At 44.9% G+C, this 16198-nt stretch carries 10 protein-coding genes; 7 read left to right on the top strand and 3 right to left on the bottom strand.

Annotated elements, in window-relative coordinates:
• The first annotated feature begins 45 nt into the window (after positions 1-45).
• The 5 genes from B9A32_RS13885 (at position 46) to B9A32_RS13865 (ending at position 9126) form a co-directional block, all read left to right on the top strand.
• Positions 46-1398, top strand: coding sequence for a DUF1329 domain-containing protein (locus B9A32_RS13885; protein ID WP_084070050.1), 1353 nt, complete (start codon positions 46-48; stop codon positions 1396-1398).
• A 93-nt stretch (positions 1399-1491) separates the two neighbouring features.
• Positions 1492-2676 carry a WD40/YVTN/BNR-like repeat-containing protein gene (locus B9A32_RS13880; protein ID WP_170923834.1) on the top strand — a complete coding sequence of 395 codons (1185 nt, stop codon included), beginning with the start codon at positions 1492-1494 and terminating at the stop codon, positions 2674-2676.
• 1 nt (position 2677) lies between these two features.
• Positions 2678-5092, top strand: a complete 2415-nt coding sequence (locus B9A32_RS13875; protein ID WP_084070048.1) for an efflux RND transporter permease subunit — start codon at positions 2678-2680, stop codon at positions 5090-5092.
• A 148-nt stretch (positions 5093-5240) separates the two neighbouring features.
• Positions 5241-6923: an AMP-binding protein gene (locus B9A32_RS13870; protein WP_084070047.1), complete on the top strand. Its 1683-nt coding sequence runs from the start codon at positions 5241-5243 to the stop codon at positions 6921-6923.
• Between the two features lie 268 nt (positions 6924-7191).
• Entirely contained in the window at positions 7192-9126 is a 1935-nt protein-coding gene (locus B9A32_RS13865; RefSeq protein WP_139795832.1) for an aldehyde ferredoxin oxidoreductase family protein, read from the top strand.
• A 255-nt stretch (positions 9127-9381) separates the two neighbouring features.
• Here B9A32_RS13865 and B9A32_RS13860 read toward each other — a convergent pair whose 3' ends face one another.
• The 3 genes from B9A32_RS13860 to asnB form a co-directional block, all read right to left on the bottom strand.
• Positions 9382-9630: an acyl carrier protein gene (locus B9A32_RS13860; RefSeq protein WP_084070045.1), complete on the bottom strand. Its 249-nt coding sequence runs from the start codon at positions 9628-9630 to the stop codon at positions 9382-9384.
• Entirely contained in the window at positions 9627-10661 is a 1035-nt protein-coding gene (locus B9A32_RS13855) for an adenine nucleotide alpha hydrolase family protein (RefSeq protein WP_084070044.1), read from the bottom strand. The genes B9A32_RS13860 and B9A32_RS13855 overlap by 4 nt, the downstream gene beginning before the upstream one ends.
• 369 nt (positions 10662-11030) lie before the next feature.
• Positions 11031-12968: an asparagine synthase (glutamine-hydrolyzing) gene (gene asnB / locus B9A32_RS13850; protein WP_084070043.1), complete on the bottom strand. Its 1938-nt coding sequence runs from the start codon at positions 12966-12968 to the stop codon at positions 11031-11033.
• Positions 12969-13461: 493 nt separating this feature from the next.
• Here asnB and B9A32_RS13845 point away from each other — a divergent pair, with 493 nt between their 5' ends.
• Both B9A32_RS13845 and rsxC read left to right on the top strand, forming a co-directional pair.
• The gene (locus B9A32_RS13845) at positions 13462-14358 is read left to right on the top strand and encodes a universal stress protein (protein WP_170923833.1); all 897 of its coding nucleotides are present in this window, start codon (positions 13462-13464) and stop codon (positions 14356-14358) included.
• Positions 14359-14797: 439 nt separating this feature from the next.
• Positions 14798-16162 (top strand): electron transport complex subunit RsxC, encoded by a 1365-nt coding sequence (gene rsxC / locus B9A32_RS13840; protein ID WP_084070041.1) that lies wholly within the window; start codon positions 14798-14800, stop codon positions 16160-16162.
• Positions 16163-16198: the final 36 nt, after the last annotated feature.

The following is a 16198-nucleotide window of genomic DNA, read 5'->3' as shown; positions in this document are numbered from 1 at the left end:
TGGAGATAGGATGTTTAAACACGTAATAATTTGGAGGACGTATTAATGAACCGTATGATATCAGTTATCGTTTGCATCATGTTAGTATTATCTCTGGGGATTGCACACGCCAAAGTAAGTCCTGAAGAGGCGGCCAGGTTGAAGGTTGACCTGACACCGGTCGGTGCAGAGCGTGCCGGCAACGCTGACGGCACCATTCCCGAGTGGACCGGCGGACTCAAAAACCCCCCGCCGCACAAGAAAGGTGAGTGGTTACCCGATCCCTTTGCCGATGAAAAACCGCTGTTCACCATCACCACTGAAAATTACAAGCAGCACGCTGACAAGCTGTCTCCCAGTCAAATTATGATGTTCGAAAAGAAGCACCCGAACTGGAAGATGGATATTTATCCCACGCATCGTGTTGTGAAACTTCCTGACTGGGTCGAGGAGAACACGTACAATAATGCCCTCAATGCCGAACTGGTTGATAATGGCAATGGCGTAAATGGTGCCTGCGGCGGTATCCCGTTCCCCATCCCCCAGTCAGGCGGTGAAATGGTCCAGAATACTTTGATGCGCTTTTGGGGCGACAGCATGAAGTTTTCTAACATTGGCTTCTCGGGGTACAAAAATTCTCCCGGGGTGAAAACCTTTGGCACGGAAGCCATCCTATTCCTCCCCTACTACCAGAAACAAGGTACCGATTGTAATGACTACCTGGTTTATTTCTCCAACCTTTATACGATCCCCTCGCGTCGAAAAGGAGAACGGATTGTTCTCAAAGATGCTCTCAATGCCAGTGAGACCCCCCGCCAGGCATGGCAGTACATACCCGGCCAGCGACGTGTGCGCCGCGCACCGACCATTGGCTTTGATACGCCGGATATGCCCATCACTACCTATGATGATGGATACATGTACAACGGCTCTCCAGAGCGCTACAATTGGAAAATATTGGGCAAAAAAGAGATATACATTCCCTATAACTGCTACAGCCTGGATTCTGCCTATGGGAGAGGCGTGCTGGATGAAAAGGACGTCACGCCGGGCTATCCTGAATCGGATCTGGTAATGCGCTGGGAGCTCCACAGGACCTGGGTGCTTGAAGGAACCGTCAAAGAGGACGAACGGCATATATATTCGAAAAGGCTCTTTTTCGTCGATGAGGATAGCTGGACCATAGCAATCCAAGACCGCTTTGATGCCAAAGGGAATCTCTGGCGGACATCTTTTGGTAATACTTATTTTGATTACGGTGGCTCTAAGACCACGCAGTCTCGACCGATGATAATGATGGATTATCTGTCCGGTGAATACACGCTTTGGTACCTATCCATAAAACCGATGGAAGTGTTGGATTCGCTGCCGGAAGGGTATTTCTCACCGCAGGGGCTCCGTAAAAGGGCCAGAAGATAATTGGTATAAGTTCCTGACTGCGGGTACATATCAACGTTGATGTGTCCTGCAGTCCATTTTAAATCGAAAAATATAAAAATGGGGAATTGGTGTATGTGGTCAGATAAAACAGACGACATGGGAAATTGGGTCTGGTTGCCGCGAACAGGCGGTAAGCTCAAGGCCTGTATGCTGCTGGTAATAATGCTTGCCTTCTGTACAAATGTCTGGGCCTTTGAAGATCCCATGGAATCTACAGCGATCAACTCTTCTCTTGCATCCAACTCTTTATTGCTGGATATCACGTTTTCCGGGGACAGGATCATTGCGGTGGGTGAAATGGGCCACATTATCTATTCGGATGATAACGGACAGAGCTGGCAGCAGGCGGATGTGCCGGTTCGGGTATTGTTGACCTCCGTTGTTTTTCCCGGAGGAGGGCAGGCAGGATGGGCGGCGGGGCATGCCGGCATTGTTTTGTTCAGCAGCGACGCAGGAAAAACATGGGTAAAACAGCTTGATGGTCGCCAGGTCAATCAGATCCTCGTCGATGCGTATAAAACCGCTGTGTCGGAAAAGAAAGATCACTTGGGCAGTGCATCCAAAGAAGAACGGGGCCGACTGCAAGCTGAATTGGAAGAACTGGAATTTCAGCTTTCGGATGCCATGGGTTTTGCCGAGGAAGGGCCGTCACGTGCACTCTTTGATATCTGTTTTCGCAATGAACTGGAGGGGTACGCCGTCGGGCCATTTGGGATGATTATTCAGACACTGGACGGTGGCAAGACCTGGACAAGTGAGGCGCCATCAATCGACAATCCCGATGCTTCCCATTTCATGGCAATTACATTTATCGACAATACTCTGTTTCTTGCCGGAGAGAAAGGATTTATCAGCCGATCCTTCGACGGCGGCAAGAGCTGGGAACGACTTGAAACGCCCTACAATGGGACATTCTTTGGACTCACCGGGGACGCCAGCGGCATCATGCTGGTCGGACTGCGCGGGAACGCTGTTGTTTCGTTTGACCGGGGCAAAAGCTGGTCTACTGTAAAAACGGAGCAAAAGACGACGATGTCGTCGGCAATGATCATCAGTGACGGACGCATCCTCGTCTCCCAATACGCGAAATCCCTCATGGTATCCAACAACGCCCGTACCCGCTTGTCGGCGTTGTCTTGGGTTGCTGGCAAATCCGTCTCATCTTTTGTTCTGGGGCATGATGGCTCTCTCATTACAGTCGGTGTCGGTGGTGTCACTCGCATTATTGATCCTGATTTTTCTGCAAAGGTAAATTGATATGAAAAAACAGAACGATCCAGCAATTGAACAGGATAAAGTTCCGTTTATAGAGCGGCTGGTTTTCGGCAACCGCTTGTTGGTGGTACTTATTTTTACCGCCCTGACCGTTTATTTTGGTTTTCACATGATGAAGCTGAGGCCTGTGGCCAGTTTTGAGCGGATGATCCCTGTTTACCATGAGTTTATCAAAAACGCATACAATCACTCCGATGACCTCAAGGGCCTGGCCAATACGGTGAGGGTCGTTGTCGAGACGACGGAGGACGACATCTTTACCAAAGATTACATGTTGACCTTGCGTGACATTCACGACGCTGTATTCTTTGTAAACGGGGTGGATCGACAAAACCTTCAGTCTCTCTGGGCTTCGGCTGTCCGCTATACCGAAGTGACAGAGGAGGGCTTTGAGGGCGGTACGGTAATGCCCAACAAGTTTGACGGTTCTCCGGAGGCACTTAACGAATTGAGAAACAATATTTTTCGTTCCGGACGGATCGGCTCTCTGATCGCAAACGATTTCAAGTCTACGGCCATTATCGCGCCGTTGTATGGACTCGATCCCCAGACCTCTGAGCCGCTGGATTACCAAGAATTCAGCCACAATCTCGAAACCCAGGTGCGGGAAAAATTCCAGAGCGACACTATCAAAATCCATGTTGTTGGATTTGCCAAGATTGTTGGTGACTTGATCGACGGCGCCACCCGCGTGGGTCTTTTTTTCCTTGCGGCCTTTCTCATTCTGCTGGGTCTGCTCTGGTACAATTCAAAGTGCTGGCGCAGTACACTCATACGCGCAGTCTCGTCCATTGTGGCGGTTGTCTGGCAGATGGGGCTGTTTCAACTGCTCGGCTATGGACTTAACCCTTACTCGATGCTGGTGCCGTTTCTGATGTTTGCCCTCGGTGTCAGCCACGGCATTCAAATGTTCAATGCCATTGTGCAACAACTGGTCAACGGGCATGGCAAACTCATGGCGGTACGACGGGCTTATCGTCAAGTCTATCTGCCCGGGTTGTCTGCTCTGTTTACCGATGGCATAGGGTTTTCACTCCTGTTCATCATTGCCATCGGTGTTATCCGGGACATTGCCATTGGGGCGACCCTCGGTGTGGCCATCGTGGCCCTGTGCGACCTGTGTCTGTTGCCGGTGCTGATGAGCTATGCCGGGATCAGCAGCAAAGCCGTCCATAAAATCGTTAACAGGGACGATAAGGAAAATCTCTTCTGGACATTGATCGCCAAAGTGACCAAACGCCCTTACGCCATTGGGGTGATCCTCAGTGCGCTTTTGTTGTTTGTCGGTGCATCCTATGTGCGCACGGATCTTAAGATCGGTGATCTCGACGCGGGAGCACCGGAACTGCGTGCGGATTCCAGGTACAACCTGGATAACGACTACATTATTAATAACTATTCCACCAGCAGTGACCTGTTGGTTGTCATGGTCGAAACACCCGAAGACAAGTGTACCGACTATGAAACCTTGATCAACATGGAGCGTTTGCAGTGGAAATTGCAAAACACGCCCGGGGTCCAGTCAACCGAGTCCATGGCCAATTTTATCAAGAACTATCTGGCCGGGATGAGCGAAGGCTCGCTGAAGATGTGGTCAATTCCACGTGATGAGACGTTTCTTCGGTATGCGTCGATCAAGGGGCTCTATGAAAATTGGGTTACCCAGAAGTGCAATTTTGCCCCGATCAATGTGTACCTCACAGACCACAAAGCGGAAACCCTGGAACGGGTTGTAGAAGTGGTTAGAGAATTCAGCAGTGAGGTAAGCACAGATGAGGTGCGCTTCCTGCTTGCCGCAGGGAACTCCGGCATTGATGCTGCCACAAATATCGAAGTGGAAAAGGCCAATACGCTCATTACCTGGGTCGTTTACCTGGTCGTCATTACTGTTTGTTTTGTGACGTTCCGCGATCTGCGGGCGGCGATTTGTATCGTTTTCCCGCTTTATATAACCTCGGTTCTGTGCGAGGCACTCATGACCAAGCTGGGAATCGGCATCAAGGTTGCCACATTGCCTGTCATTGCGGTGGGAGTTGGGATCGGTATAGATTACGGCATTTATATTTACAACAAGCTGAAATATTACCTGGATTTGGGCTTTGACGTGCACCGGGCCTATGCCGAAACCCTGAAAACCACCGGTCGGGCAGTGTTTTTTACCGGGGTGACCCTCGGTGTAGGGGTGGCAACCTGGGTGTTCTCTCCCATTAAGTTTCAGGCAGATATGGGCATCCTGCTGATGTTTATGTTCGTCTGGAATATGGTTGGCGCATTATTGGTTCTGCCGGCATTGGCGGTTTTTCTGTGCAAGTCTACAGACGTCAAAACGGATACGGATACAGATACAGATGAAATTGATGCAAAATTTCTTTTGGTTAAAGAAAGTATGAAAAATTAAGTTTTCGAAATATGGTACCTGCCAGATGGGTGATACGTTTTACTTCTCCGCCTGGCAGCTATCTTGGTAAAAAAACGATTACAGAACTAAAATTTTCTAATAAAGTAAAAACGTAAATATTTGCTGAAATTTTTACAAGGAGACCACTATGAAATATTTCCAAGAAATTTGGTTGAAATCGTATGATGAGGGAGTCAAGCCTGAAATCGACATTCCAGAAATAACATTAGGGGACTGGTTTGTAAAAGCATGCAAAACATACGAAAGCAAAAACTGCCTTTATTACATGGGGACAACCATGACTTTTGGTGAACTTTTGGAAAAATCATATAAATTTGCAAAAGGGCTCCAGGAAAAAAAATTTGGTAAAGGGGATTGTGTGGCTGTTTGTCTGCCCAATATTCCACAGTATCATATTGCCATAGTGGGATCTCTTTTGGCCGGTTGTACGGTATCAGGGCTGTCGCCGCTGCTTATGCCGGATGAAATAGCCTATCAATTAAATGATTGTAAGCCCAGTGTCCTTGTTATGCTGGATGGTTTGTTTGATTCCAAGTACATGCCTTTGGCGGATAAAACCACGAGTATAAAAACGGTCCTGGTAGCTGGTGCAATGGATTTTATACCGAATATAACCGAATACCCTTCTGGTAAACCGCTGTCCGGAAAGGATGTGCTTTCGTTTATGAGTTTCCTGGAACAACATTCGGCTTCCTTCGCCCCTGTGGATGTGGCACCGGAGGCTCCTTGTTTTATCCAGTATACCGGCGGAACCACTGGATTGCCTAAGGGTGCAGTCTTGACCCATAAAAACATGGTCGCCGATATTTCAATATTCAAACATTATATGAAATTGGAATCCGAAACAGGTCCCTGGCTCAGTGCGTTTCCTATGTTCCATATAGCTGGATTGTTTTTTTCCAACTGTGCCATGATTTCTGGGGTAACTCAAGCGGTCATTCCTAATCCCCGGGATTTAAACGCTATTGTCGACGCCATAGATGCCTTGAATCCACATGTTATCGGCAATGTTCCCTCCCTTAGTTTCATGCTTATGGAAAATGACGGTTTTAAAAATTTGGATTTTTCCAACCTCAGGTATTGGATCTCCGGTGCAGCACCATTTCCCGAAGACCGCATCAGGGAACTTGAACAGATTATCGGTCCCAAAAAGCTTGTCGAAGTCTGGGGAATGACCGAAACTTGTCCCATGATCACTGTTAATCCTGCCCAAGGAAAGAAAAAAATTGGATCCGTAGGTTTGCCTATATCCAACATACTCTTAAAAGTAGTTGATGTAAACGAGGGTAAATCTGAGGTTCCCTTAGGGCAGGAAGGAGAACTGATCATAAGCGGTCCCACAGTGATGCAGGAATATTTGAACAAAGAAAATGAAACACGAAATACACTCAGGGAACTTGATGATAGGCTTTGGATGTATACTGGAGACGTTGGACGTATGGATGAAAACGGATATGTTTATATAGTTGATAGGGCAAAAGACATGATTAATGTTGGCGGCTACAAAGTTTATTCCAGTGAAGTAGAAGGCAAGTTTTACGATCATCCTGCGATCAGCGTTTGTGCCCTTGTCGGAGTCCCAAATTTGGACCGTCCGGATAGTGAAATAGTAAAACTTGTGGTTAAGAAAAGTGAGGCTTGGAAGAACGAAGCTGATAAAAAGATTCGTGAGGAACTCATCTTGTTTGCCAGAGAAAAAATGGCATCTTATAAAGTGCCTAAAATAATTGAATTCATGGATGAATTGCCCACGACATCGGTTGGGAAAGTAAATAAAAAATCCCTTCGGGTTAATAAAGCCAACAGTTAAAATATTTGGAAACGGCTTGCCGTATTTACCAAAATTTAAATATCAATAACCGCCATGGGCGATTTAGGTGTTTTACCTCGCTTCGCCCATAACAAATGATGATGTCACTCCTTGGGTTTTCAAGACATTCATAAAAAAGCAAGGATAGATAAACATGGTGAAAAAATATTACCGCTCTTTTTTTCCCAAAGTTAGCCGACGGCATGGCATAACAGTCACGAAGAATAAGTGGTAATTAGTAAAATTAATATGGGAAAGGAGGTATTGTGTGACTGGTTATATGGGTAAAGTTTTAATGGTTAACCTATCCGACGCAACATTTCAAGAACAAGAAATAGCAGATTCAATTTATGAAAAATATCTTTCCGGTGCAGGTCTCGGAGGATTTATCCTGTACAATCACATCCCTGCTGATGCCGACCCTCTGGGACCGGATAATATGTTGGGATTTGTTTCCGGGCTTCTGACAGGCACCGGAAGCTTGTTCACCGGACGCTGGATGGTGATGGGTAAATCCCCTTTAACCGGAGGTTACGGAGAAGCCAACTGCGGAGGGAATTTTTCCCCGGCCATCAAACGTTGCGGATTTGATGCTATTTTTTTTAAAGGAATAAGTGAAAAACCGGTATATCTGTATATAAAAAACGGTAGGCCGGAACTTAAAGATGCCAGCCATCTGTGGGGAAAAGATGCCATTGAAACCGAAGAAATCCTGATTGCTGAACTCAAAAAAAAAAGCAAGCCCAGAGTGGCCTGCATCGGGGCAGCTGGTGAAAAAATGTCCTGCATTTCCGGTGTCAGCAATGACCGGGGACGAATGGCCGCCCGGTCCGGGCTCGGCGCTGTTATGGGATCAAAAAAATTAAAGGCCGTGGTTTTAGACGGTAAGAAAAAAATTACGCCCCACAATCGGAAAAAGATTAATGAATTATCTAAAAAATGTAATAAATGGGTCCAGTTTCAGCCCCGACTTCTTTCTGGAAACGGATTTCGTATTCTGGGGGCACTGTTGCGTTTGCTGCCGTTTCAGACGGCTATGGACGGTATGCTCTGGAAATGTATGCTCCGAAAATGGGGAACCATTGCTTCAAACCAATATTCCGTGGAAATCGGTGATTCACCCATAAAGAACTGGGGCGGCTCTAACCTTGATTTCAAAAAAGATCAATCCCACGCGATCAACCCGGATAAAATCATTGAAAGTGAAGTCTCAAAATATCGCTGTTTTTCATGCCCATTGGGATGTGGCGGCATTTGCAAAGGCAAATTTCCCAATGGCGAAACCCATAAGCCGGAATATGAGTCCATCATGGCACTTTCCGGTCTTTGTTTAAACGATAACATGGAAAGTGTATTTCAAATGAATGATCGGCTCAACCGGGCTGGAATGGATACAATTTCTGCAGGTGGAACCATTGCGTTTGCCATTGAATGCTATGAGATGGGCATATTAACCAAAGAAGACACGGGCGGCCTGGAACTGAAATGGGGAGATCCAGACGTTATTATGGCTTTGCTGGACAAGATGATTGCCAGGGAAGGCATCGGTGACATCCTGGCAGACGGCGTCAAGAAAGCATCGGAGAAAATCGGAAAAAGCTCTGAGAAATATGCTGTACATGCCGGTGGACAGGAACTGCCCATGCACGACAGCCGTTTTGATCCGGGGTTTGCTTTACACTATGCGGTGGAAGCGAATCCAGGAAGGCACACCATCGGAAGCCAGTTGTATTATGAGATGTACCGCCTTTGGAAAAAAGACAAGTCCCTGCCCAGACCCAGGCTGATATACCGCAAGAAAAGTAAATATAAGATAACTGAAAATAAAGCCGTTGAAGCGGCTGCCTGTAGTAAATTCATGAATATATTAAACTGTGCTGGCGGGTGTGTTTTTGGTGCGCAGATTGGGGTCGACCGGGTGCCTTTTTTTGAATGGCTTAACGCAGCTACCGGATGGGACAAAACCCCTGAAGAATATCTGGAAATCGGCGATCGTCTCCAGAGCATGAAACAGGCGTTTAATCTCAAGCATGGCATTGACCCACAATCTGTCAGGCCCCATACCCGGGCAGTGGGGCACCCGCCTCAGACAGAAGGTGCTAACAAAAACCGATCAGTTGATATCGATGGGATGATTGAAGAGTATTGGCGGCATTTCAACTGGGATCCTGCAATTGGTAAACCGCCTGAAGAAAAGATATAGCAGCTTTCCAGAGATTTGTCGTTAAAATAGATTCAAGAGAAAGACGGCTCAACAGATCTAACTGATAGCGAAAGGTCGGTTATTTATAAATGTGACCCTTCACTGTTTCATGTGGGTAGCGTATAATTCGGCTTGTCCGCTATCAGAATCAAAAGACAAAATTTTTTAACCGAGAAAATGGGAATGTGCCCTCGTTTCATTGGGTGATTAGGGGACTGGTTCCCCAAATAATCAATAATAAGTCGTTATTATTGATTATTTGGCTTCCACCCTTGTTAAAAATTTTTCAAGATTATTTAATGAATCCAAGTTTTCCGGGATGATCTCATCATCCTTAACTGTAATGTCAAATTGTTCTTCAAGAAATTCGATCAACTCCAGAACACCAGTGCTGTCAATAATTCCTTCTTCAAGAAAAGAAGTATCGCCCTTTAAATTGTCCTCTTCTCCAAATAAAAAATTTTCAATAATAAATTTTCTGATTGTTTTTTTGATTTCATTCATTGTTGAAGTTTTTCCTTTGCGTAACTTACCATTTCTTTATTCTGATCAGAATATATTTTTATTAATCCTTGCTCCCGGGTCATGATGTTCTGGCGCACCATGTTGGCAATTTCCCACACATAGGGATGGAATCCATGGCGCAGTATATGACACTGGTTGGCATATGCATTGATTCGGCAGTTGGATGAATTGCTGTCTGTATCTTCGGGTGATTTCCAGCCCATTTTTTTAAGCTCTTTTTTTATATGGTCTTCATCATAATCAAAAAAGGCCAGGGGGTGAATGTTGTGGGGAAACTTTTCTTTGAATGTTTTGAAGTAACTATCTGGTATAAAATATTGATTCAGTTTTTCTTTTAATTCAAGGGGAAAAGAATTTATCAATACTTTTTGATTGGTCTGAATTAATTGGGGGTTTGTTTTTAATATGGCAGACTGAATAGGAGCTTGTCCCGGGGACCAGCCATATCCAACAAGAGGAATGGACATTTCAAGGGCTGTTTTCAGAACAATGCTTTTAACGATGCCTATACAGGCAGTACAGATGCTGGATGCCCGCATGAGGGTGGTTTTTGAAAAAATATCTTTTTGTGCAGTCAGATTAAACATCGGCTTTATTGCAGCCCAGGGAGGTCTGATTATAAGGGTGTCGATGGCAAGTTTGTCTGTTATGACCTTAATGTTTTCAATGGCAGCAGGTGATACAAAATGATTATCCAGGGTCATGGCAAGAATGCGCAGGTTGTATTGTTCTTTTAAAAGTTTCAGTATATAAGAAGAGTCTTTACCTCCGCTGTAAGCCACAATAATATCATAAACAGGAGCTGTTCCCTTTAAATCATGAACCAGAGCATCAAGGCGATATCTGAAATTTCTTTTTTTTGTTGACGTGTTGGATGTTTGAGAAGAGTCTATCTGTTTCTGGCAATGGTTGCACAAACCATTCTCATTAAATTTAATGCCGGGAAATGTTCCTGGCAGAATGCAACGTTTACAGATTTGTTTTGGAATATTTAGTTGATCTGTAATCACACTATCTCCATATTGAGGTCATTGCCTCGTTCTAAATTATTTAACGGGCTTGGTCATAACATGGGCCATTTTGTAATAAAATTTTAGAGGTTAAAATTAACACCTGTAATTGCAGCGCTTTGAAGTCAATAAGATTTTATTTCACGTATAGTGGCCCAGCTTATGATCAACCCCTATTTAACTCAACTTTCGGTGTTCGCATTTCGTGGTAGGGTCAGGCTTTCGTTATTGACATTATCCAGGCTTTTTTCGTTGGCAAAGGCCTTGGTCGATAACATCAATAACAAAAGCCTGACCCCGTCGGCACACTGAGCCCATCGGTACATTTAAAAATGCCAGCTTTGAAATGAAGCCCGAAAGTTGAGTTATTTAAGCTGCTGGGAAATTATTAATAAATTGAAAATCCAGAAGCTGGGTAGATAAAATTCCAATCAAAGCCATGTTTTCACGTTCACTTAATAGCGTTCCCCCTTGCTTTTGACATTTTTTTACCAACCTGTTTGTTTTTTTATGGTCAAAATAACCAGCATTTTTAATTGCAGTTTCAGACAATAGATCATGGACATACTCATGGGTGGTATTTCCCAGAAAAGCCTGGGTCATGGGAGCGCGATAAGGTTGTTTGGGTCTTTCTATCAGCTCATCAAGAACCATTCCCCGGGCTGAGTGTTTCAGTATGTATTTTTCTGTAATGCCATTCATTCTAAACATTGGAGGCAGGCTTGCAGCAAATTCAACAACCCTGTGATCCAGAAATGGATAGCGGCCTTCAATGGAATTTGCCATGCTCATGCGATCACCCTGGGAGGAAAGCAGATAATTGGATAAAAATATTTTAATTTCACAATATTGTGCTCTTGATAAAGGGTCCCAATCCATGTAATCATCAGGCAGCGTGGTACAGTATCTTTTCACAAAGTCTTCAATGCCCTGTGATTGCTGCTTGAGATTTTCTGAAAAAAAGATTTTTAAATGGGAATTACTCTCCCATCTTTGTATGTGGGAATAAACGGGAGAATTGATGTCTTCCAGGCCTTTTTTGAAAAATTCTTCCAGGAATTTTATGGATTTTGAATTTTTCTGGCTAAAAACATAGGGATATAATTTTTCAAGAAGCCTTGGTCGCAGGCGGGAGTCAGGAAATTTTGCCCAGAAGCGGCGGACCTTGTCTGCTTTGAAAATATTGTATCCCGCAAAGATCTCATCTGCACCTTCTCCGGTCAGGACAACCTTAAAATTATTTTTTTTAACAAGGTTTGATAAGATCAAAAGGGGAGCCGGAGCTGTTCTTAAAATTGGTGTTTCCGTGTGCCAGATGACCTTTGGAAAAACATTTCCGATATCATCGTGGGAACAGTTGATCGTTTTATGATTTGTTCCAAGGTGTTCCACTGCTCTGTTTTGATAGGGGGACTCGTCAAAATTTTTATTTGTAAACCCCACTGAAAAGGAACATAATTTGTTGTTAAAGTTGTTTTTTACAAGGGCACTTGTGTATGTGCTGTCCAGCCCCCCGCTCAAGTATGCTCCCACAGAGACGTCGGCCCTGAGTCGTATACGGGCGGCATCCATGATTAAATGATTCAGCTCATAAGCAAGTTCATCAACGGACTCTTTTCGAAAAGAGGTTTTACCAAAGGGAAGTTCCCAATATTGGTTAAGACTCATCCCCTGTTTTGAAAATAAGGCATAATGACCGGGCTCAAGTTGGAAAATATTTTGAAAAGAGGTTCCATGGGCCATTGTTGACCAGCAGGTGAATAGATCTGATAAATTTTGGGTATCCAGTTTGCGTGGAATTGTCTGGTCTGCAAAAATTGCCTTGATTTCAGAAGCAAAAACAAGCCGGTTGTGGGCATGGAAATAAAACAATGGTCTTATGCCCATTCTGTCCCTCCCAAGCAGAAGGGTCTGGGTCTTTATATCCCATAAAGCAAGGGCAAATTGACCGTTTAGATATGAAAACATTTTTGTATTATATTCTTCATACATGTGCACCAGAATTTCGGTATCTGTTTGGGTATAAAATTGGTGCCCGCGGGACTGCAATTTACATTTCAATTCGGGATAATTGAAAATTTCTCCATTAAATATGACCCATATGGATTGATCTTCATTGTGGATGGGTTGATTGCCGCTGGTAAGGTCAATGATGCTCAAGCGTGTGTGGGCAAGTCCCACAGGGCCCTGTGAGTAAAAACCAGCAGCATCGGGGCCCCTGTGACGCAGATATCCTGCCATTCTATGCAGGGTAGGTTCTTTATCTTCAAAATTTTTGAAATTAACAATTCCAGCGATTCCGCACATTACTTACAACAACTGCCTTTATTGAATATTTATTTAAATGTTTATTGAACTTTATGTTTAAGGTTTGCATTTGTCAATCCTTTTAGCCATATCCTTTACACTCAGCGACATTTGGGCTTTTTGTTTCAGCCCCTTTGCTGATTATTATTGCCTCAACTTTCGGGCTTCATTTCAAAGCCAGCATTTTTAAATGTACCGATGGGCTCAGTGTGCCGACGGGGTCAGGCTTTTGTTATTGATGTTATCGACCAAGGCCTTTGCCAACGAAAAAAGCCTGGATAATGTCAATAACGAAAGCCTGACCCCACCACGAAATGCGAACACCGAAAGTTGAGTTATTGTTATAATAATTTTTTTTCTTGGACATTCCCATCTTCCAAAGTAAATTAAACTTGCCTGAAAACAATATAATAGGTATAGATAAAGTGTTGTTATGAGGTAATGTCCAAAAGACAAATTTTGTCAACTTAACACAATGCGGGGAGGGATGTGCATGGACGAAAAAAGACTGCGCGTATTAATTGCCTATGATGGATCTGATCTGGCCCTTGATGCAGTACGCTATGTGGGAAAGGTGTTTCCGTCGGAAATAACCGATGCTGTACTGTTCTATGTGGGGAAAAACATTCCTAAATCGTTCTGGACCATGGAAAAGGAACTTAATCTGAGCCTGAAAACCTCTGATGTCAGGGCATCCATGGCCACACAGGCCAAGGCGTTTAATGCCTGCCTGGATAAAGCCCAAAATATACTCATTGAAGCCGGGTTTCCTGCCACCTCCATTGAAAGAAAAGTCAAAAATACAGTCCATGGTGTGGTGCGTGACCTTGTGGATGAATCCATGCAGGGGTATAGCGCCGTTGTGGTGGGACGACGGGGACACAGCCGTTTGAAAGATATTCTTGCCGGAAATGTTCCCAACAAACTTCTGGACAAAATCAATACAATTCCGCTGATTGTGGTGGGGGGACTGCCGGACAGCCGAAATTTCCTGGTTGCCTTTGATGGCTCCAATACCATCATAAAAGCCGTGGACCACATGAAAAAAATGCTGGATGCCGCTGCATGTAAGGTTCTCTTATGCCATGTTTCGAAACTCCAGAAAAATGCCGGTGACCTCACAGAAATCGATGATATTGAAGCCAAATTAAATCATTCCAGACAGGAGCTCATGGCTTCCGGGTTTGCCGTTGACAGAGTGGCATGTGAAATTCTTGAAGGTAAGAAAAGCCTTACAGATGCCATCATTGAAAAGGTGGCACAGGGTCAGTTTGGCACCGTTGTGGTGGGTAGAAGAGGGATAAGTGCGTTAAAGGAACTGCTTGGGGGCAGGGTGGGAGAAAAAATATTTAAGCTGGCCCAGCATCTCACCGTGTGGGTGGTCAGGTAAGATATTCGTTTAAGCTTGAATTAAATCCATAATTAGAATGGCTTTTAGTCAAGATTATCACTTGACTTGATAAAAAAAGATATGGTACCAATATCATTTATCTGGTTTTCGTTTAATATCTGATATCCTAAGATCAGAAAAAACAAGAGCATTCATGGCTCAAACCAAATTCGTTTATTCTTGGTTTGAGCCTTTTATTTTGCCTGGGCGCAATATACTCCCTTTGGGGCAAATGCGTGCTTTTGTAATCATATGTGTTACGAGGTATGATTTCAGGTAACCTTCACATTCCCTCAAAACAGCTTGCATTTTTTTTGAGGAGATTCCCGGAAAATAAGGGAATATTTTGAATAACTGTCAAGCAGTGAGTGAAGGCTATCTGATTTTGTATGTTTTTCATGATAAACAATTAAACAAGGTTTTGGAGTAAAAAAACAAAATGGGTTTATTCAGGTTTAAAGGTTTCCCCGGCAAGGGGACGTTTCCCCATGGTATTCATCCACCTGATAACAAGTTCTTTTCCGCCGATAAAGCAATTGAAGTGTTCCCAACACCTGCCAAGGTGCTGCTTCCATTGCTGCAAAATATCGGGGCTCCCTGTGAACCTGTTGTAAAATCAAAACAACAGGTCGCCGTGGGAGAACTTGTGGGTAAAGGCAAAGCCTTTGTATCAGCGGCCCTTCATTCTCCTGTGGCAGGCAAGGTTAAAAAACCTGCCATGGTTACATTGCCCAATGGGCGGCATATGCAAGCCATCCAGATAGCAGCGGATGAAGACCAGAATCCGGGAGAGGTGCTATGGGAAAAATTAAGTGCCAAGGACTGGCCCACGGATTGTATTTCCATCTATGATCCTGCCACCATCTCCAAGGTGATCCATGATGCCGGTATTGTGGGGCTGGGCGGTGCTGCCTTTCCCACCCATGTCAAGGTAATGCCCGATGAAAATAAAATGATCGATACCTTGATGATCAACGGGTGTGAATGCGAGCCATTTCTGACGCCGGATTATCGTCTTATGATGGAAGCCCCCGGGGCCATTGTCACCGGTGCCCTTCTGGCAGGCCGGGCCATTTCCGCCAAGGAGATCATCATCTGTGTGGAGGACAACAAGCCCCTTGCCATTGAAAGACTTCGTCGGATAACGGCCCAGACCGTTATCCGGGTGGCAGTGGTTCAGACCAAGTATCCCCAGGGAAGTGAAAAACAGTTGGTGAAATCTGTGTTGGATCTGGATGTGCCCCTGGGTGGTCTTCCCTCTGATGTGGGTGTGGCCATGAGTAATGTGGGAACCATTGCAGCCATTGGCATGGCGGTTATTAAAGAAGAACCTTTGACCCACAGGGTCATCTCCGTTTCAGGCGGAGGCATTGCCAACCCCAAAAATTTATTTGTTCCCATTGGTGTCAGTGTTGGGGAACTCATTGATTATTGTGGCGGATTGACAAAAGACGCGGCCCGGGTGGTATCCGGCGGCCCCATGATGGGTTTTTCATTTTCCGACATGGACACTCCGGTGACCAAGGGTACCAGCGGTATCACCGTTTTGACCCATGAGGATGTGGACAGGGAAAATGAAACATCCTGTGTGCGGTGCGGTCGATGCGTGGATGCCTGCCCCATGAATCTGGTTCCCACCAAGCTTGCCATGGCTTCCCGGTACAAAAATCCTGCCCTGGCGGTTAAATACAATATCAATGCCTGTTTTGAGTGTGGTTCCTGCACCTATGTCTGCCCGGCCAACATTAAACTTGTCCAGCTGATTCGTACCGGAAAACAGCAGGTTGCGGCGATGAATAAGTAAATTTTATTTGTTGTCGGTTCTATAATTCAAGGAGTG

Origin of the sequence: Desulfocicer vacuolatum DSM 3385 (assembly GCF_900176365.1) — a bacterium.
In the GTDB taxonomy this organism is placed as follows: Bacteria; Desulfobacterota; Desulfobacteria; order Desulfobacterales; family Desulfobacteraceae; genus Desulfocicer; species Desulfocicer vacuolatum.
The sequence above is the reverse complement of the archived record's forward strand: the minus strand, read 5'-3'. Positions and strand labels throughout refer to the sequence as shown.

What these genes read in the sequence shown, in the direction of transcription:
- asnB (WP_084070043.1), bottom strand. Translation starts at nt 12,968, where the DNA reads ATGTGCGGAATCGCTGGAATTGTTAATTTCAAAAATTTTGAAGATAAA.
- rsxC (WP_084070041.1), top strand. Translation starts at nt 14,798, where the DNA reads ATGGGTTTATTCAGGTTTAAAGGTTTCCCCGGCAAGGGGACGTTTCCC.
- B9A32_RS13860 (WP_084070045.1), bottom strand. Translation starts at nt 9,630, where the DNA reads ATGAATGAAATCAAAAAAACAATCAGAAAATTTATTATTGAAAATTTT.
- B9A32_RS13870 (WP_084070047.1), top strand. Translation starts at nt 5,241, where the DNA reads ATGAAATATTTCCAAGAAATTTGGTTGAAATCGTATGATGAGGGAGTC.
- B9A32_RS13875 (WP_084070048.1), top strand. Translation starts at nt 2,678, where the DNA reads ATGAAAAAACAGAACGATCCAGCAATTGAACAGGATAAAGTTCCGTTT.
- B9A32_RS13885 (WP_084070050.1), top strand. Translation starts at nt 46, where the DNA reads ATGAACCGTATGATATCAGTTATCGTTTGCATCATGTTAGTATTATCT.
- B9A32_RS13845 (WP_170923833.1), top strand. Translation starts at nt 13,462, where the DNA reads ATGGACGAAAAAAGACTGCGCGTATTAATTGCCTATGATGGATCTGAT.
- B9A32_RS13880 (WP_170923834.1), top strand. Translation starts at nt 1,492, where the DNA reads ATGTGGTCAGATAAAACAGACGACATGGGAAATTGGGTCTGGTTGCCG.